The organism is Streptomyces sp. NPDC041124, assembly GCF_055592385.1.
In genome coordinates this window covers 79,438-97,223 of the sequence record NZ_JBVIYR010000001.1, presented here as the reverse complement: position 1 = coordinate 97,223, position 17,786 = coordinate 79,438, and the positions used below count along the sequence as shown (strand labels likewise).

The following is a 17,786-nucleotide window of genomic DNA, read 5'->3' as shown; positions in this document are numbered from 1 at the left end:
CCTCGATGGGACGCCGGTCCGCCACCGCGCGGGGGCGCGGCAGCACCCGCTCGGCGCCGAAGTACTCAGACCGGCCCTCGCCCGTCACTCGACGTACTCAGCTGACGAGCAACAGGACGAGCGGTGCGAGGCTCGACGCACGCCCTCAGATTTTGATCACGGTGACGCGACCGCCGCACAGAGCCGCGACGTCCTCAGGATCCGAGGTCAGGACCGTCACGGGGCCGGGCGAGGCGAGGGCGGTGGCACTGAGCATGGCGTCGATGGCGTACTTGTGGCCGTGCAGGCCGGCGTCAGCGAGGAGCGCGGCGGCTTGCACGGCGATCGACTCGGTGACCGGTTCGACGATGAGGCGCGAAAGGGTCCACTCCAGGGCCGGGCGGTTGATCCGGGGATGCACTACTTCTACGAGGGTGGCCGCCGAAGTGATCACGCGTAGATCATCGGCGCGGGCCAATGCGAGCCATCCGGTCACTGCACGGTCTCGCAGGACAGCCTTGGCCAGCCCTTCGCTGTCAAGGACCAGGGTGCCGCCGGGGACGGCCGGGGAACGAGTCACGCCGCGTTCGCTCCCCCTTGTGTCTGCTGCTCACGCGCCTGGTGTAGCTGCTCCCGCAAGGACTGCACCTCTTCGTCTGTAATCGGTCCATGCTCGGCCTCGGCCACCTGGATCACCTCATTGAGGTTGTCCCGTTCGATCTGGCGGGCGACGGCCGCGGCCACATAGGCGGACAGGCCTGAGGGGCCGCTTCGTGCTTTGGCGGCCTCGGCGATGTCGCGAGGCATAGTGATCGAATACTTGCCGGTAGGCTCGCTCATGCCGTAAATCCTACCTCTCATGCTCCCCGGATGGTTGGCGCCCACTCGGGCCGAGTGGCATACCTGGAAGACAGCCAGGCCGAACGGCTGGTGCCCCGGCAGGTGCCACGCCCGGGCTTACGTCTCGTGCGGCAGTGGACGGAGGCAGGAGACGTGTCTCAGTCGGTCATGCCACAGAGAGCACCCGAGCCTGAAGCCCGCCCGATACTGCCGCCCATGACGCTGGCCGACGACCTGTCCACCAACCGTCCCGGTGAGTCTCTACGAGACCTGCTCGACGAATCCGGCGCAGGCCTGATTAAGCGGGTCGTCTCACAGCTCTTGCGGCGCCCTACCGGGTGGGAGTCCTGGCGGAAGGGGTTGGAGGGGGAGAGGAAGGTGGGAGCCGAGCTGAACCGTTTGGCACGTCACGGCTGGCGGGTCCTGCATTCCATCCCCCTGGCCGACAAGGTGGACGTCGATCGCTTGTTGGTCGGGTCCGGCGGTGTGTTCAGCATCAACACCAAGCACCACCACAAAAAGTCCGTATGGGTCGGAGACGATTCCGTGAAGGTCAACCGCGGAAAGCCGGAACCCTACGCACGCAAAAGCCGAGCGGAAGCGAAGCGGGTAGCTCGAGTGCTTGAGCACTATTGCGGCTTTCCCGTACCGGTGGAGCCTGTGCTCGTCTTCGTCGGTGTGACCGATCTAAAGGTGGTCGCCACACAGCTCAGCGTGCGCGTATACCAGGAGCGTCAGGTGGCGGCACTGGCACCGCTCTCGGGGGTGCTGACGGCCGAGCAGGTCGAGCAGGTGTACAGCGTCGCTCGCCATCGACAGGCTTGGAGCCAGGCCTGAGGCAGTCCGTCTCAGCGAGGTATCAGTCATCCCCGCCGGAAGCGGTTCACCCGTCCCAGCGGGTTGCAACGGCATCCGCGACGCTGAAGACAGCGTCGCACTCGGCGCATTGCGCCTTGCCGAAGAGATAAGTCAACTTGCCCGCGACATCGGGCTGGTTGTCGGCGAGCGCGCGACTGTGCAGTCTTTGGGCTAGCCCCTCCAGTGCTGAGGAGTCTGCAGGCTTAAGAGGGATCTTCTTCGCCGCGGTCTCGTTCATGTACATGCTGTCCGTGGTCGAGAAGAAGCCGTACTCACCGAAGGCTATGAAGTTCTCGGCGCTGCACGCGGGGCAGGGCACTTCGTACTCGTCATCGTTCAGGCCGTCGAGTTGTTCGCCCCAAACCGGGACATCCTCGAACCCGAGGAGTGCGGCGAGCAAGTAGACGTAAGTTCCGGGGTCATCGCCCAGGCTCGGATCCCGGAGAGCTTCCTCAGTCAGTTGCAGCAGGTCGGACATCTCCGAGGCATAGGCCACGTGGGGATCTTGTTCGCCGTATGGCTGGTCAGTGCTGGACGCGATGGCACCGGCCAGCAAGAGGGGTGCCTGTCTGGCCGCGGGTGACCACTGGCGCGCCATGTCTCGTAGGGCCGGCAAGGCCGCGTGGCTTGCCGAGTAGACGGTGCCCTGATGGCACCGGCGGGACCAGAGCTCGGTCCAGTCTGATTCGTTCGGGGCTTGGCTCACCCTGTCGAGCAGACCGGGGACGTCTTCTGCCGTGCCGTAGGCATGCTTGAGCTGCGACCAGTCCGTCATGTCGGCGATCTAAGCAGTCGGGTGCCGCAGACTTCACGACCAGGGGCGTGCCAGTCGCCCTGTCGTCGGAAAGCGTTCGGCGACCTGCGGCGATGCGCCAAGATCCCGTCCACGCGTCGTCCACGGACCCCGACATACGGCCGCTCCGGGCTGCATCCGCCTGCACATACGCCAAGACCCCGTCCTCAGCAAAAGCGCTGGTGGCGGGGTCTTCAGGCACCTGATCCAAGGTGCCCCCGGCAGGATTCGAACCTGCGCACACGGCTCCGGAGGCCGTTGCTCTATCCCCTGAGCTACGGGGGCGTGTCGCTCGCGCGGTGATCGCGGCGACGGGTAGAACACTACCAGTTCCCGTGGGGTGGTCAGGAACCGTTTTCGCAGGAGGGCGGGGGCGGGTGTCGCCCGGTCGGGGTGGAAGTGGGAAACGCGGGACGCGGTGGCTGGTCCCGACCTACTCTCGAGTGGTGCCAGGCGCATCGGGCCGGGTTCTTGTTGTGGACGACAACAAGGTCATCCGGCAGTTGATCAGGGTCAACCTCGAGCTGGAGGGCATCGAGGTCGTGACCGCGGCCGATGGTGCCGAGTGTCTGGAAGTCGTCCATCAGGTGCGGCCCGACCTCGTCACCCTGGATGTCGTCATGCCGCGGCTGGACGGGCTGAGGGCGGCCGGGCGGCTGCGTTCCGATCCGCGTACGCGTGACATTCCGCTCGTCATCGTCAGTGCGTGCAGTCAGTACGAGGTCGACAGCGGGCTCGATGTCGGAGTGGACGCTTTTCTCGCCAAGCCCTTCGATCCTCAGGAACTTGTCCGGCTGGTTCGCGAGTTGATCGTGGATCCTCTTGGACGGGTGCGCGGGCCGGGTGACGCGGAGGCCGCTGCGGGGCACGCCGGCGGGTGACGGCGGGGGTGTCCACGGGCGTCCACATCCCGGGACGGCGGCCCAACCTGTTCGCCTACCCACCCCCCTCCTCCCCTACGCTTGTCCCGTGACCCCCGTCGAGCTCTCCCGCACCGTGCTGCACGCGGTGCGCCGTGCCGTCGAGGAGGGGGAGCTGAGCGTGGATGTCCTGCCCCAGCGGGTGCGAGTCGCACCTCCGGGGCCCGGGGGGTATGGGGACTACGCCACGAATGTCGCCCTTCAGCTGGCCCGTCCGGCAGGTCAGCCGGCGCTCAGGGTCGCCGAGCTCCTGCGGGCGCGTCTCGTGGGTGCCGACGGGATCGGTGACGTCGTGGTCACCGGGCCCGGGTTCATCAACTTCTCGGTGCGGGGCACCGATGCCGGCCCCCGGCTCGTGCGGGAGATCCTGCGGGACGGGATCCGGTACGGGTACCGCGAGTCGCTCGCCGGGCGGGGGGAGGGCGGCGTCGTACGTCTTCGTGCGGCCCGCGAGGTGCGGGCGGTCGTGCATCTCGATGTCGTCGCTCGTCTTCTGCGGTCGCAGGGGGCCGTCGTACGGACCAGTTGCGCGGGGCCGCTCGACGCGGAGTGGGGGAGTGTCCTGGGGGTGGGTGTCGAGCCCGCCCAGGGCGGCCCTGACAGCGAGCACGGTCAGGACGACACCTCCGTCGACATCCGCCCCGTCCCCGCTCCCGCCGATCCGCTGGCGCTGGGCCGTGACGCCGCCCGCTGGGCGCTGCTGCATCCCGCGCCGCACGACCGGCCCCGGATCGGGGACGAGCACCTGGTGCAGCGGGAGAGCAATCCGTTGTTCCGGGTGCGGTACGCGCACGCCCGCAGCCGGGCGCTCCTGCGGAACGCCGCGGATCTCGGGTTCGGGCCCGAGCCGGGGGCCGTGGAAGTAGAAGCGGAGGATGTGCGGGAGGCGCACAAGGCGCAGGAGGCGCGGGCGCTGCTCCGGGCCCTCGCCGACCATCCCCGTGTCCTCGCGGCCGCTGCCGCGCATCACGCGCCCGACCGGCTCGCCCGGCATCTGGTGACCGTCGCTGATGCCGTGCTGCCGCTGTTGTCCGCCGTGCTGCCGTTGGGGGAGGAGAAACCCTCGGCCGCCCATCGTGCCCGGCTGGCCCTCGCCGAAGCCGCCGGGACGGTGCTGGCCGGTGGCCTGTCCCTGCTCGGTATCGACGCACCCGACCACCTCTGAGAGAGCCCAGAGAACATCATGAGCCGTTCCGCACACCCCGCCGGGCCCCGTCACGCCGACGTCCTCCCCGAGGGGCACTACTCCGCGCCGCCCGCCGATCTCAACGCCCTCGACCCGAAGGTGTGGGCGCAGACCGTCGGGCGGGACGAGCACGGTGTGCTCACCGTCGGCGGGATCGACGTCAAGCGGCTCGCCGGGGAGTTCGGCACGCCCGCCTACTTCCTCGACGAGGACGACTTCCGGGCCCGGGCGCGGGCCTGGCGCACCGCGTTCGGCGACGAGGCGGACGTGTTCTACGCCGGCAAGGCGTTCCTGTCCCGGGCCGTCGTGCGGTGGCTGCACGAGGAGGGGCTGAACCTGGACGTGTGCTCGGGCGGGGAGCTGGCCACCGCGCTGTCGGCGGGGATGCCCGCCGGGCGGATCGCGTTCCACGGCAACAACAAGTCGACCGGTGAGATCCGGCGGGCCGTCGAGGCCGGGGTCGGGCGGATCGTGCTCGACTCGTTCCAGGAGATCGTGCGGGTCGCGCACATCGCGCAGGAGCTCGGCGTGCGGCAGCGGGTGCAGATCCGCATCACGGTGGGGGTCGAGGCGCACACGCACGAGTTCATCGCCACCGCCCACGAGGACCAGAAGTTCGGGATTCCGCTGGCGGGCGGGCAGGCCGCCGAGGCGGTGCGGCGGGCGCTGACGCTGGACGGTCTTGAGCTGATCGGGATCCACTCGCACATCGGGTCGCAGATCTTCGACATGTCGGGGTTCGAGGTCGCCGCGCACCGGGTGGTGGGGCTGCTCAGGGACATCCGGGACGAGCACGGGGTCGAGCTGCCCGAGATCGACCTCGGGGGCGGGCTCGGCATCGCGTACACGAGCGACGACGATCCGCGTGAGCCGTACGAGATCGCCAAGGCGCTGACCGAGATCGTCACCCGGGAGTGCGAGTCCGCGCGGCTGCGTACGCCGCGGATCTCCGTGGAACCGGGGCGCGCCATCGTCGGGCCGACCGCCTTCACGCTGTACGAGGTCGGTACGGTCAAGCCGCTCGACGGGCTGCGGACGTACGTCTCCGTCGACGGCGGGATGTCGGACAACATCCGCACCGCGCTGTACGACGCCGAGTACAGCGTCTCCCTCGCCTCCCGTGTGTCGGATGCCGAGCCGGTGCTGTGCCGGGTCGTCGGCAAGCACTGCGAGAGCGGTGACATCGTGGTGAAGGACGCCTTCCTGCCGGGTGACCTGGCGCCGGGCGACCTCCTCGCCGTGCCGGCGACCGGGGCGTACTGCCGGTCCATGGCCAGCAACTACAACCATGTGCTGCGTCCGCCCGTGGTCGCCGTCCGTGACGGCGAGGCGCGGGTCATCGTCCGGCGGGAGACCGAGGAGGACCTGCTCAGGCTCGACGTCGGGTGAGGGATGCCGGGGGAGGCCTGAGTCCCCGGTCAGGGCCGGCGGCCGGGGACGTGATCGACCGGAGGAAGATCTTCGGTGTTTCCGGTCATGGAAATGAAATAGATGTCTCAGGATCCGGACATAACGCAGAAAGTTGCGTCCGGTGAGTGAGACTGGTGCAACCGAGACGGTAATCAGGAAACGAGGTCGGATGATGCGTACGCGTCCGCTGAAGGTGGCGCTGCTGGGCTGTGGTGTGGTCGGCTCAGAGGTGGCGCGCATCATGACGACGCACGCCGACGACCTCGCCGCCCGGATCGGGGCTCCGGTGGAGCTGGCGGGCGTGGCCGTGCGGCGGCCCGACAAGGTGCGCGAGGGCATCGACCCCGCCCTGGTGACCACCGATGCCACCGCCCTCGTCAAACGGGGCGACCTGGACATCGTCGTGGAGGTCATCGGCGGCATCGAGCCCGCCCGCACCCTCATCACCACCGCCTTCGAGCACGGCGCCTCCGTGGTCTCCGCGAACAAGGCGCTGCTCGCCCAGGACGGCGCCGCTCTGCACGCCGCGGCCGAGCAGCACGGCAAGGACCTCTACTACGAGGCCGCCGTCGCCGGAGCCATCCCGCTGATCCGCCCGCTGCGCGAGTCGCTCGCCGGTGACAAGGTCAACCGGGTGCTCGGCATCGTCAACGGCACCACCAACTTCATCCTCGACAAGATGGACAGCACGGGCGCCGGCTACCAGGAGGCCCTCGACGAGGCCACCGCGCTCGGGTACGCCGAGGCCGACCCCACCGCCGACGTCGAGGGCTTCGACGCCGCCGCGAAGGCCGCCATCCTCGCCGGGATCGCCTTCCACACGCGGGTGCGTCTGGACGACGTCCACCGTGAGGGCATGACCGAGGTCACCGCCGCCGACTTCGCCTCCGCCAGGGAGATGGGCTGCACCATCAAGCTGCTCGCCATCTGCGAGCGGGCCGGCGACGGTGCGTCGGTCACCGCGCGGGTGCACCCGGCGATGATTCCGCTCAGTCACCCGCTGGCCTCGGTGCGGGGCGCCTACAACGCCGTGTTCGTGGAGTCCGACGCCGCCGGGCAGCTGATGTTCTACGGGCCCGGCGCGGGCGGCGCGCCGACCGCGTCCGCCGTGCTGGGCGACCTGGTCGCCGTGGGGCGCAACCGGATCAGCGGGGCCACCGGGCCCGGCGAGTCCGCGTACGCGGCGCTGCCCGTCTCGCCGATGGGCGAGGTCGTCACGCGCTACCACATCAGCCTCGACGTGGCCGACAAACCGGGTGTTCTCGCCCAGGTCGCCACCGTGTTCGCGGAGCACGGTGTCTCGATCGATACGGTTCGCCAGCAGGGCAAGGACGGCGAGGCGTCGCTCGTCGTCGTCACGCACCGTGCGTCCGACGCGGCCCTCGGGGGGACCGTCGAGACGTTGCGCAAGCTCGACACCGTGCGTGGTGTCGCCAGCATCATGCGGGTTGAAGGGGAGTAACGAGCAATGACCCACCAGTGGCGCGGAATCATCGAGGAGTACCGGGACCGGCTCCCGGTGTCCGACACGACGCCGGTCGTGACGCTCCGGGAGGGCGGCACGCCGCTCGTGCCCGCGCAGGTGCTCTCCGAGCGCACGGGCTGCGAGGTGCACCTCAAGGTCGAGGGCGCGAACCCCACCGGGTCTTTCAAGGACCGCGGCATGACCATGGCCATCAGCAAGGCCAAGGAGGAGGGCGCCAAGGCCGTCATCTGCGCCTCCACCGGCAACACCTCCGCCTCCGCCGCCGCGTACGGCGTGCGCGCCGGGATGGTCTCCGCCGTGCTCGTGCCGCAGGGCAAGATCGCGCTCGGCAAGATGGGCCAGGCGCTGGTCCACGGCGCGAAGATCCTCCAGGTCGACGGCAACTTCGACGACTGCCTGACCCTGGCCCGCGCGCTGAGCGACAACTACCCCGTGGCGCTGGTCAATTCGGTCAACCCGGTGCGTATCGAGGGCCAGAAGACCGCCGCCTTCGAGATCGTGGACATGCTGGGCGACGCGCCCGACATCCACGTGCTGCCGGTGGGCAACGCGGGCAACATCACCGCGTACTGGAAGGGGTACAAGGAGTACGCCGCCGACGGGGTCAGCACCAGGACGCCGCGCATGTGGGGCTTCCAGGCCTCCGGCAGCGCGCCGATCGTGCGCGGCGAGGTCGTCAAGGACCCGTCGACGATCGCCACCGCCATCCGCATCGGCAACCCCGCCTCCTGGGACTTCGCGCTCGCCGCGCGGGACGAGTCCGGCGGCGCCATCGACGAGGTGACGGACCGTGAGATCCTGCGCGCCTACCGGCTGTTGGCCTCGCAGGAGGGCGTCTTCGTCGAGCCCGCGTCCGCCGCTTCCGTCGCCGGACTGCTGAAGGCGGCCGAGCAGGGCAGGGTCGACCCGGGGCAGCGGATCGTGTGCACGGTCACCGGGAACGGCCTGAAGGACCCGGACTGGGCCGTCGCGGGTGCGCCGCAGCCGGTCACCGTCCCCGTCGACGCCGCGACCGCCGCCGAGCGGCTCGGCCTCGCCTGACCCCGCAACCGTAGCCGCCGTCCGTCACCCGACACCGCGGCCCGATCCGGGCCGCGATGTCCGGGTCCGCGCCGGTGTGTCCGGGGCTGCGCCCCGGGTGCGTCCAGGTCCGCGCCGGCGGTGCGGTGACCGGCCACGCGGTGCCGCGGCCGGGCGGACTCGTCGCCGCGTGGCCGTCTTTCCGCCCTCCGTCCGCGGCCGGAACGCGCTCATGCCGCCGCAAACCGGCACGACCGGCGTAAGGCGGCACCAGCGGGGAAAGCCAAGGACAGGGGGTGCACAAAGGGCTCTCGACACGCATCGTGCGCCTCCTGTGCGCCCTATGTCGTCAGCCAACCTTCCTTCGATAGGCTGTACTGAACCCGCCCGCCGCATATGCCGCGGCAGTGCGTCGTCCCCACGGTCCGGAACGCTGCCGGGGGCGGCCCGGGAAGCGGCCGGCCAGCCCGGTCGGCGGCGGCCCCAGGGTTCTCGTACGTCATCGAATGTCCATCGAACGTCCGTCGAGCGTCGTTCGGCAGTCACGCAGCTCAAGGAGAGTCTTCGAGCGATGGCCGGTCCCGCCTTCCGCGCCGCCGCCGTCCGGGTGCGCGTCCCCGCCACCAGCGCCAACCTCGGCCCGGGCTTCGACGCCTTCGGCCTGTCGCTGGGGCTGTACGACGACGTGGTCGTCCGGGTGGCCGACTCCGGGCTGCACATCGACATCGCGGGCGAGGGCAGCGAGACCCTCCCGCGGGACGAGCGCCACCTCCTCGTACGCTCCCTGCGCACCGCCTTCGACCTGCTCGGCGGACAGCCCCGCGGCCTCGAGATCGTCTGCGCCAACCGCATCCCGCACGGCCGGGGCCTGGGCTCCTCCTCCGCCGCCATCTGCGCCGGGATCGTCGCCGCACGCGCCGTGACGATAGGCGCCGACGCCAAACTCGACGACACCGCGCTGCTCGAACTGGCCACCGAGATCGAAGGCCACCCCGACAACGTCGCCGCCTGCCTGCTCGGCGGATTCACCCTGTCCTGGATGGAGCGCGGAGCGGCCCGCGCGATCAGGATGGACCCCGCCGACTCCATCGTTCCGGTGGTTTTCGTGCCCGGGAAGCCGGTCCTCACCGAGACCGCGCGCGGACTGCTCCCGCGCACCGTGCCGCACGTCGACGCCGCCGCCAACGCGGGCCGTGCCGCCCTGCTCGTCGAGGCCCTGACCAGGCGCCCCGAGCTGCTGCTGCCCGCCACCGAGGACCGACTGCACCAGGAGTACCGCGCCCCGGCCATGCCCGAGAGCGCCGCCCTGGTGGAGCGGCTGCGCGGGGACGGCGTCCCCGCGGTGATCTCCGGCGCCGGACCGACGGTGATGGCGCTGGCGGACGCGGAGACGGCCGACAAGGTCGAAGCACTGGCCGGCAACGACTGGGCCGCCAACCGGCTCAGCCTCGACGTGCACGGAGCGAGCGTGCTTCCGCTCGCCACCTGACACACGGTTGCCGGATTTCGAGAGGGGGAATGTTTGTTGGATCCGGTAGTGTTAACCTCAAGTCTGCACCCGACCCCACCATGGCGAGGTGCCTCGTGTCCCCGTCCGGGACAGACATTCTTCCGGGAGCTCCCCAAGCCGCACTGTGTTCACTGCTACGTACGCGGGCAGTACGTCGTACGCGGACGCTGAACGGCCCGACGGTGGGGACACCCCCTCTGGGGGAGCTCCGGAACCGGTGCGACCACGCCACGTGACACACGGTGTCACGGCTCGAGGAAGCGCCATCACCAGAAATCTCTTCCGCCGCTCAGGCGGACAACCGCCCCGGCACCGTTCACACCACACGGACCGATGCCGGACAGCACAACCGGTCGCCGAGCCAGACAGGCCGACGCCCGCTCCAGGGAAGGACCCTTCGTGAGCGACACCACCGATCTGATGGGCGCACGTGTCGAGGAGACCGCTGCCGCGCCCGCCACGGACGCTTCCGCGCCTGCCACCGGTGCCGGCTCCCGGCGGCGCCGCGGTACCGGCCTCGAGGGCATGGTGCTGGCCGAGCTGCAGCAGGTCGCATCCGGCCTCGGCATCAGGGGCACCGCGCGCATGCGCAAGAGCCAGCTGATCGAGGTCATCAAGGAGGCGCAGGCCGCCGGTGGGGGCGCCGCAGCCCCGGCCAAGGCCGAGTCCGCCAGCGAGACCAAGCCCAAGCGCCGCACCACCTCCCGGACCCGTACGGGCGAGGCCGCCGAGAAGAAGGCCGACACCACGGCCGAGCAGGCCCCCGCCGACAAGGCCGCGGCCCAGCAGCAGATCGACATCCCCGGCCAGCCCTCGCCGAAGGCCTCCGCCGAGCCGGCCGAGGAGGCCGCTCCCGCCGAGCGCCGCCGCCGTCGCGCCACCGCCGACGCGGGCGCCCCCGCCGCCGCGGCCGAGACGAGCACCGCCGAGGCGAAGACCGACAGCAGGACCGAGACGCCCGCCCAGCAGCAGTCGCAGCAGGGTGACGGCAGGTCCGACCATGACGGCGGCGAGGGCCGCCGCCGCGACCGCCGTGACCGCGGCCGCGACCGCGGTGAGCGGGGCGACCGCGACCGCGGGGACCGTGGCGACCGCGGTGACCGTCGCGGCAAGGGCGACGACCAGCAGAACCAGGGCGGCCAGGGCCGTCAGCAGAACCAGCAGGGTGGCGGCGGCCGTCAGGACGACGGTTACGACGACGACGGAGGCGGACGCCGTGGCCGTCGCGGCCGCTACCGCGACCGCCGTGGCCGCCGTGGCCGCGACGAGGTGCAGGAGCCGCAGGTCAACGAGGACGACGTCCTGATCCCCGTCGCGGGCATCCTGGACATCCTCGACAACTACGCGTTCATCCGGACCTCCGGCTACCTGCCCGGCCCGAACGACGTGTACGTCTCCCTCGCCCAGGTCCGCAAGAACGGCCTGCGCAAGGGCGACCACATCACCGGCGCCGTGCGCCAGCCCAAGGAGGGCGAGCGGCGCGAGAAGTTCAACGCGCTGGTCCGCCTGGACTCCGTCAACGGCATGGCGCCCGAACACGGCCGCGGACGCCCGGAGTTCAACAAGCTCACCCCGCTGTACCCGCAGGACCGCCTCCGCCTGGAGACCGACCCGGGCGTGCTGACCACGCGGATCATCGACCTCGTGTCGCCGATCGGCAAGGGCCAGCGCGGACTGATCGTGGCCCCGCCGAAGACCGGCAAGACCATGATCATGCAGGCGATCGCCAACGCGATCACCCACAACAACCCCGAGTGCCACCTGATGGTCGTCCTGGTCGACGAGCGTCCGGAAGAGGTCACCGACATGCAGCGGTCGGTCAAGGGCGAGGTCATCTCCTCGACCTTCGACCGCCCGGCCGAGGACCACACCACGGTCGCCGAGCTCGCCATCGAGCGCGCCAAGCGCCTGGTGGAGCTGGGCCACGACGTCGTCGTGCTGCTCGACTCGATCACGCGTCTGGGCCGTGCGTACAACCTCGCCGCCCCGGCCTCCGGCCGCATCCTGTCCGGTGGTGTCGACTCGACCGCCCTCTACCCGCCGAAGCGCTTCTTCGGCGCGGCCCGCAACATCGAGGACGGCGGCTCGCTGACCATCCTCGCCACCGCCCTGGTGGACACCGGGTCCCGCATGGACGAGGTCATCTTCGAGGAGTTCAAGGGCACCGGCAACGCCGAGCTCAAGCTCGACCGGAAGCTCGCCGACAAGCGCATCTTCCCCGCGGTGGACGTCGACGCGTCCGGCACCCGCAAGGAGGAGATCCTGCTCGCCCCCGACGAGCTCGCCATCGTCTGGAAGCTGCGCCGGGTGCTGCACGCCCTCGACCAGCAGCAGGCGGTCGAACTGCTCCTCGACAAGATGAAGCAGACCAAGTCGAACGCCGAGTTCCTGATGCAGATCCAGAAGACGACGCCGACGCCGGGCAACGGCGACTGACGTCCCGCCGTCCGCCAGGACCGCTTCCGCGAGAGGCCGCTTCCGTGAAGGAGGCGGCCTTTCGCGTGCGGCGAGGCGAGACCTCCACCACACGGACTTCCGCCCGCCCCGGGGACGGGTGGCACCCGCACAGACGCCGCAACCCCAGGTCGGCCCGGCCGTCACCACCCCGCGGACGCGACGCGACGTGGCGGACGCGGGCGCCCGCCGGCGGGGCACAGGACGCCGTGCAACCCTGCGCCGGGTCCCCCCGTCCGATCCGACGCGGGGACGACGGGTGCCGTACGGGCCTTCGACGGCCATGTCTGACACCGGTGGCAGGGGGTAACCGTCCGTGGACGAGCTGAGGAGCACATGTCCGCCGAGAGCACAGCCGGGACGCGCCGACAGGGCGACGGGCGCCGCCGCGGACAGCGGGAGCAGCGGCGCACGGGCCTGAAGGTCGCGGCCTGGACCGCGGCCGGCATCGTCGCCCTGGGAGGAGCCGGCGCCGGATTCGTGTACGTCGAGCTCAACGGCAACCTCGAGAGCGTCGACATCGACCAGGCCCTCGGCACCGACCGGCCCGGGAAGACGGACGACGGCTCCGAGAACATCCTCGTCCTCGGCTCGGACACCCGCGCCGGCGGCAACCAGGACCTCGGCGGCGGCGCCGACGACGGCACCGCCCGCTCCGACACCGCGATGATCGTCCACGTGTACGAGGGCCACGAGAAGGCCGGCGTGGTCTCCCTGCCGCGCGACACCCTCATCGACCGTCCCGCGTGCACCGACACCGAGGGCGCCGGCCACCCGGCGGCGAAGGGCGTGATGTTCAACTCCGCCTACGCCACCGGTGGGGCGGCCTGCGCGGTGAAGACCGTCGAATCCCTCTCCGGCCTGCGCATGGACCACTACCTGGAGGTCGACTTCACCGGCTTCCAGAAGCTCATCGACGCACTCGGCGGAGTCGAGGTCACCACCACCGAGGACATCGAGGACCCCGACAGCCGCCTCGACCTCCCGGCCGGCACCCACCGCCTCGACGGCGAACAGGCCCTCGGCCTGGTCCGCACCCGCCACGGCGTCGGCGACGGCTCCGACCTCGGCCGCATCCAGCTCCAGCAGGCCTTCCTCAAGGCCCTGGTGCGGCAGGTCGGCGAGGTCGGCGTCCTCACCAGCCCGAAGAAGCTGTACGACCTCGCCGACACCGCCACCGAGGCCGTCACCACCGACTCCGGCCTCGGCTCGGTGAACTCCCTGATGTCCTTCGCGAACGGCCTGAAGGGCATCGGCCCTGCCGACATGCACATGGTCACCCTGCCGGTCGTGTACGACCCGGCGGACGCCAACCGTGTCGTCATCGACACGACCCGGGTCCAGCAGGTGTGGGACGCGTTGAGGAACGACCGGCCGATCCCGGCGACGGCCACCGGGGGAACGGCCGCCGGAGAGGCGAAGGACGTGGTGAGCGGCTCCTGAGGGGAGCGGTGCCGTGTCGGCGCGACTCCGCCGCGCCGCGCCGCCTGCCCCCGCCGGGCCCACGGGGAACAAAAGACGGCTCCCCCCCGGTTTGGGGAGAGGACGCCACTCCTGGCAGACTGGTACGTCGGCCCCGGTTCACGCTCCCGCACCGAGCGGAAGCGACCCGGCGCCCTCCCGAACCTAGGAGACACCTTGAAGCGCGACATCCACCCCGAGTACGTCGAGACGCAGGTCAGCTGCACCTGTGGCGCGTCGTTCACCACCCGCAGCACGATCTCCAGCGGCACCGTCCGTGCCGAGGTCTGCTCCGAGTGCCACCCGTTCTACACGGGCAAGCAGAAGATCCTCGACACCGGTGGCCGTGTGGCCCGCTTCGAGGCCCGCTTCGGCAAGGCCGCCGGCTCCAAGAAGTAGCGAGCCCCATACCGCCGGTCCACGGCCGCGCCCCCGCCCGGGGGCAGGCCGGGACCGGCGTTTTTGGTCGCCCGCCCTTCACCCACGCACCAGCAGGAGCCCAAGATGTTCGAGGCCGTCGAGGAACTCGTCGCCGAGCACGCCGACCTGGAGAAGAAGCTCGCCGATCCGTCGGTCCACGCCGACCAGGCGAACGCGCGCAAGCTGAACAAGCGCTACGCCGAGCTCACCCCGATCGTCGCCACGTACCGCTCCTGGAAGCAGACGGGCGAAGACATCGAGACCGCGCGTGAACTGGCCGCCGACGACCCCGACTTCGCCGCCGAGGTCAAGGAGCTGGACAAGCAGCGCGGGGAGCTCACCGAGAAGCTCCGCCTGCTCCTCGTCCCGCGCGACCCCAGCGACGACAAGGACGTCATCCTCGAGATCAAGGCGGGCGCGGGCGGCGACGAGTCCGCCCTGTTCGCCGGCGACCTGCTGCGCATGTACCTGCGCTACGCCGAGCGCGTCGGCTGGAAGACCGAGATCATCGACGCCACCGAGTCCGAGCTGGGCGGCTACAAGGACGTCCAGGTCGCGGTGAAGGCCCGCGGGCAGATCGAGCCCGGCCAGGGCGTGTGGGCGCGACTGAAGTACGAGGGCGGCGTGCACCGCGTGCAGCGCGTCCCGGCCACCGAGTCCCAGGGCCGCATCCACACCTCCGCGGCGGGTGTCCTGGTGACCCCGGAGGCGGAGGAGGTCGACGTCGAGATCAACCCCAACGACCTGCGCATCGACGTCTACCGGTCCTCCGGGCCCGGCGGGCAGTCCGTCAACACCACCGACTCCGCCGTGCGCATCACGCACATCCCGACCGGCGTCGTCGCCTCCTGCCAGAACGAGAAGAGCCAGCTCCAGAACAAGGAGCAGGCACTGCGCATCCTGCGCTCCAGGCTCCTCGCGGCGGCGCAGGAGGAGGCGGAGCGGGAGGCCGCCGACGCCCGCCGCAGCCAGGTCCGCACCGTGGACCGCTCCGAGAAGATCCGTACGTACAACTTCCCGGAGAACCGCATCTCGGACCACCGCGTCGGCTTCAAGGCGTACAACCTGGACCAGGTCCTGGACGGCGAGCTCGCCGCGGTGATCCAGGCCTGCGTCGACGCGGACTCGGCCGCCAAGCTCGCCGCCGCGTAAGCCCCGTAGACAGCCCGGAGGACCAGTGAACCTGCTGCTCGCCGAGGTGGCCCAGGCCACCCAGCGGCTCGCCGACGCCGGCGTGCCCTCGCCGCGCACCGACGCGGAGGAACTCGCCGCGTTCGTGCACGGCGTCAAGCGCGGTGAGCTGCACGGCGTGAAGGACTCCGACTTCGACGCCCGGTACTGGGAGGTCATCGCCCGCCGCGAGGCCCGCGAACCGCTCCAGCACATCACCGGGCGCGCCTACTTCCGCTACCTGGAGCTCCAGGTCGGGCCCGGGGTGTTCGTGCCGCGGCCCGAGACCGAGTCCGTGGTCGGCTGGGCGATAGACGCGGTCCGCGCGATGGACGTCGTCGAGCCGTGCATCGTCGACCTGTGCACCGGCTCCGGCGCCATCGCGCTCGCCCTGGCGCAGGAGGTGCCGCGCTCGCGCGTGCACGCCGTGGAGCTGTCCGAGGACGCCCTCAGGTGGACGCGCAAGAACATGGAGGGGTCCAGGGTCGAGCTGCGCCAGGGGGACGCCCTGACGGCCTTCCCGGACCTCGACGGACAGGTCGACCTGGTCGTGTCCAACCCGCCGTACATCCCGCTCACCGAGTGGGAGTACGTGGCGCCGGAGGCCCGCGACTACGACCCCGACCTCGCGCTGTTCTCCGGCGAGGACGGACTCGACCTGATCCGCGGCCTGGAACGCACCGCGCACCGGCTGCTGCGCCCCGGCGGGGTGGTCGTCGTCGAGCACGCCGACACCCAGGGCGGCCAGGTGCCGTGGATCTTCGCCGAGGAACGGGGCTGGGCGGACGCGGCCGACCACCCCGACCTGAACAACCGCCCCCGGTTCGCCACCGCCCGCAAGGCACTGCCGTGAGCGTCCCGCATACTTCAACCCCCCAGCAGCACCCGTACGAGGAGGCCCGCTAAATGGCTCGGCGATACGACACCAACGACGCGACCGACCGCGCGACCGGTCTGCGTGAAGCCGCGTCCGCCGTGCGCCGGGGCGAGCTCGTGGTGCTGCCGACGGACACCGTGTACGGGATCGGCGCCGACGCGTTCACCTCGGAGGCGGTCGCCGACCTGCTGGACGCCAAGGGCCGGGGCCGCAACATGCCCACGCCCGTCCTCATCGGCTCCCCGAACACGCTGCACGGCCTCGTCACCGACTTCTCCGAGATGGCCTGGGAACTCGTCGACGCCTTCTGGCCGGGCGCGCTGACCCTCGTCGCCCGGCACCAGCCGTCGCTCCAGTGGGACCTCGGCGACACCCGCGGCACGGTCGCCGTGCGGATGCCGCTGCACCCGGTCGCCATCGAACTGCTCACCGACGTCGGCCCCATGGCCGTGTCCTCGGCCAACCTGACCGGTCACCCGGCCCCGGAGAACTGCGACGCCGCGCAGCAGATGCTCGGCGACTCCGTCTCCGTGTACCTGGACGGCGGGCCCACCCCGGGCAACGTGCCCTCCTCCATCGTGGACGTCACCCGTCCCGTGCCCGTGCTGCTGCGCGAGGGCGCGATCTCGCCGGACGAGCTGCGCAAGGTGGTACCCGATCTCGAGGTGGCGAATTGACGGCCCCCGGGGCGGGGCGTGGCATAGGCATCGAGGAATCCAGCGCGGAGACGACGACGACCTTCGGGTTTCCGCGTGACACCTTCCGCATCCTCCACGTCAGCACCGGAAACGTGTGCCGCTCGCCCATCACCGAGCGGCTGACCCGGCATTTCGTGAGCCAGCGCCTCGGCATCCTGGGCGGCGGGCTCATCGTGGAGAGCGCGGGCACCTGGGGGCACGAGGGCGCGGCGATGGAAGCGCACGCGGAGACCGTGCTGGCCCAGTTCGGGGCGGACGCCTCCGGTTTCGTGGGGCGGGAGCTGCTGGACGAGCACGTGATCCGGGCGGACCTGGTGCTGACGGCCACGCGGGACCACCGGGCGCAGGTCATCTCCATGGGCCATTCGGCCGGGCTGCGGACGTTCACGCTGAAGGAGTTCACCCGTCTGGTGAACGCGATCGACCCGGCGACGCTGCCTGGGCTGGAGGAGGGACTGGTCATGCGCGCCCGGGCGCTGGTGCGTGCCGCCGCCGCCCTGCGCGGGTGGCTGCTGGCGCCGACGGCCGAGGCGGACGAGGTGTACGACCCGTACGGGGCGCCGCTGCCGTTCTTCCAGTCCATCGGTGACGAGATACACCAGGCGCTGGACCCCGTGGTGACGGCGCTGACGGGGGTCCCCGCCCGGGCATAGGCGGTTTCACGGGCTCCGGCCTACATTGGGCGTACGTCAGTGTCGACGTTC

Annotated in this window: 17 protein-coding genes and 1 tRNA gene; 14 read left to right on the top strand and 4 right to left on the bottom strand. The window is 70.8% G+C overall.

The genetic code is table 11. The features are described 5' to 3' along the window. Positions 1-145 precede the first annotated feature (145 nt). Positions 146-559, bottom strand: a complete 414-nt coding sequence (locus tag ACZ6A9_RS00475; protein WP_468975831.1) for a DNA-binding protein — start codon at positions 557-559, stop codon at positions 146-148. Further along, the gene (locus tag ACZ6A9_RS00470) at positions 556-819 is read right to left on the bottom strand and encodes a CopG family transcriptional regulator (RefSeq protein ID WP_468975829.1); all 264 of its coding nucleotides are present in this window, start codon (positions 817-819) and stop codon (positions 556-558) included. Before ACZ6A9_RS00470 ends, ACZ6A9_RS00475 begins: the two co-directional genes overlap by 4 nt. A 216-nt stretch (positions 820-1,035) precedes the next feature. On the opposite strand from ACZ6A9_RS00470, the gene ACZ6A9_RS00465 reads away from it, so the two are divergent. After that, positions 1,036-1,656 carry a nuclease-related domain-containing protein gene (locus ACZ6A9_RS00465; protein WP_468975826.1) on the top strand — a complete coding sequence of 207 codons (621 nt, stop codon included), beginning with the start codon at positions 1,036-1,038 and terminating at the stop codon, positions 1,654-1,656. Between the two features lie 46 nt (positions 1,657-1,702). Here ACZ6A9_RS00465 and ACZ6A9_RS00460 read toward each other — a convergent pair whose 3' ends face one another. Then, entirely contained in the window at positions 1,703-2,452 is a 750-nt protein-coding gene (locus ACZ6A9_RS00460) for a hypothetical protein (RefSeq protein WP_468975823.1), read from the bottom strand. 231 nt (positions 2,453-2,683) lie between these two features. Continuing rightward, positions 2,684-2,755 (bottom strand) — tRNA-Arg (locus ACZ6A9_RS00455). 161 nt (positions 2,756-2,916) lie between these two features. Between ACZ6A9_RS00455 and ACZ6A9_RS00450 the strand changes: the two genes are divergently transcribed. From ACZ6A9_RS00450 to ACZ6A9_RS00390, 13 genes are all read left to right on the top strand, one after another. Next, positions 2,917-3,351, top strand: a complete 435-nt coding sequence (locus tag ACZ6A9_RS00450; RefSeq protein ID WP_468975821.1) for a response regulator — start codon at positions 2,917-2,919, stop codon at positions 3,349-3,351. A gap of 88 nt (positions 3,352-3,439) precedes the next feature. Then, positions 3,440-4,555, top strand: coding sequence for an ArgS-related anticodon-binding protein NrtL (gene nrtL, locus ACZ6A9_RS00445; protein WP_468975818.1), 1,116 nt, complete (start codon positions 3,440-3,442; stop codon positions 4,553-4,555). A gap of 18 nt (positions 4,556-4,573) precedes the next feature. Next, positions 4,574-5,965: a diaminopimelate decarboxylase gene (gene lysA, locus ACZ6A9_RS00440; protein ID WP_468975815.1), complete on the top strand. Its 1,392-nt coding sequence runs from the start codon at positions 4,574-4,576 to the stop codon at positions 5,963-5,965. 193 nt (positions 5,966-6,158) lie between these two features. Beyond that, positions 6,159-7,448, top strand: a complete 1,290-nt coding sequence (locus tag ACZ6A9_RS00435) for a homoserine dehydrogenase (protein ID WP_468977885.1) — start codon at positions 6,159-6,161, stop codon at positions 7,446-7,448. Positions 7,449-7,454: 6 nt separating this feature from the next. Then, positions 7,455-8,513: a threonine synthase gene (gene thrC / locus ACZ6A9_RS00430; RefSeq protein ID WP_468975813.1), complete on the top strand. Its 1,059-nt coding sequence runs from the start codon at positions 7,455-7,457 to the stop codon at positions 8,511-8,513. A gap of 550 nt (positions 8,514-9,063) precedes the next feature. Beyond that, positions 9,064-9,981 (top strand): homoserine kinase, encoded by a 918-nt coding sequence (gene thrB, locus ACZ6A9_RS00425; protein ID WP_468975811.1) that lies wholly within the window; start codon positions 9,064-9,066, stop codon positions 9,979-9,981. A 420-nt stretch (positions 9,982-10,401) separates the two neighbouring features. Next, complete coding sequence (gene rho / locus ACZ6A9_RS00420; RefSeq protein ID WP_468975809.1) at positions 10,402-12,438, top strand: transcription termination factor Rho; 2,037 nt, start codon at positions 10,402-10,404, stop codon at positions 12,436-12,438. Between the two features lie 354 nt (positions 12,439-12,792). After that, positions 12,793-13,899 carry an LCP family protein gene (locus ACZ6A9_RS00415; protein WP_468975807.1) on the top strand — a complete coding sequence of 369 codons (1,107 nt, stop codon included), beginning with the start codon at positions 12,793-12,795 and terminating at the stop codon, positions 13,897-13,899. A 195-nt stretch (positions 13,900-14,094) separates the two neighbouring features. Beyond that, a complete protein-coding gene (gene rpmE / locus ACZ6A9_RS00410; protein WP_016438250.1) occupies positions 14,095-14,316 on the top strand; it encodes a 50S ribosomal protein L31 in 222 nt (73 codons plus the stop codon). A gap of 105 nt (positions 14,317-14,421) precedes the next feature. Then, positions 14,422-15,489 (top strand): peptide chain release factor 1, encoded by a 1,068-nt coding sequence (prfA, locus tag ACZ6A9_RS00405; protein WP_468975804.1) that lies wholly within the window; start codon positions 14,422-14,424, stop codon positions 15,487-15,489. A 25-nt stretch (positions 15,490-15,514) separates the two neighbouring features. Continuing rightward, positions 15,515-16,360: a peptide chain release factor N(5)-glutamine methyltransferase gene (gene prmC, locus ACZ6A9_RS00400; RefSeq protein ID WP_228970629.1), complete on the top strand. Its 846-nt coding sequence runs from the start codon at positions 15,515-15,517 to the stop codon at positions 16,358-16,360. A 53-nt stretch (positions 16,361-16,413) separates the two neighbouring features. Next, entirely contained in the window at positions 16,414-17,061 is a 648-nt protein-coding gene (locus tag ACZ6A9_RS00395; RefSeq protein ID WP_228970628.1) for an L-threonylcarbamoyladenylate synthase, read from the top strand. After that, the gene (locus tag ACZ6A9_RS00390) at positions 17,058-17,735 is read left to right on the top strand and encodes an arsenate reductase/protein-tyrosine-phosphatase family protein (RefSeq protein WP_468975801.1); all 678 of its coding nucleotides are present in this window, start codon (positions 17,058-17,060) and stop codon (positions 17,733-17,735) included. The genes ACZ6A9_RS00395 and ACZ6A9_RS00390 overlap by 4 nt, the downstream gene beginning before the upstream one ends. Positions 17,736-17,786: the final 51 nt, after the last annotated feature.

What these genes read in the sequence shown, in the direction of transcription:
- ACZ6A9_RS00470 (WP_468975829.1), bottom strand. Translation starts at nt 819, where the DNA reads ATGAGCGAGCCTACCGGCAAGTATTCGATCACTATGCCTCGCGACATC.
- ACZ6A9_RS00465 (WP_468975826.1), top strand. Translation starts at nt 1,036, where the DNA reads ATGACGCTGGCCGACGACCTGTCCACCAACCGTCCCGGTGAGTCTCTA.
- ACZ6A9_RS00460 (WP_468975823.1), bottom strand. Translation starts at nt 2,452, where the DNA reads ATGACGGACTGGTCGCAGCTCAAGCATGCCTACGGCACGGCAGAAGAC.
- lysA (WP_468975815.1), top strand. Translation starts at nt 4,574, where the DNA reads ATGAGCCGTTCCGCACACCCCGCCGGGCCCCGTCACGCCGACGTCCTC.
- ACZ6A9_RS00435 (WP_468977885.1), top strand. Translation starts at nt 6,159, where the DNA reads ATGCGTACGCGTCCGCTGAAGGTGGCGCTGCTGGGCTGTGGTGTGGTC.
- thrC (WP_468975813.1), top strand. Translation starts at nt 7,455, where the DNA reads ATGACCCACCAGTGGCGCGGAATCATCGAGGAGTACCGGGACCGGCTC.
- thrB (WP_468975811.1), top strand. Translation starts at nt 9,064, where the DNA reads ATGGCCGGTCCCGCCTTCCGCGCCGCCGCCGTCCGGGTGCGCGTCCCC.
- ACZ6A9_RS00415 (WP_468975807.1), top strand. Translation starts at nt 12,793, where the DNA reads ATGTCCGCCGAGAGCACAGCCGGGACGCGCCGACAGGGCGACGGGCGC.
- prfA (WP_468975804.1), top strand. Translation starts at nt 14,422, where the DNA reads ATGTTCGAGGCCGTCGAGGAACTCGTCGCCGAGCACGCCGACCTGGAG.
- ACZ6A9_RS00395 (WP_228970628.1), top strand. Translation starts at nt 16,414, where the DNA reads ATGGCTCGGCGATACGACACCAACGACGCGACCGACCGCGCGACCGGT.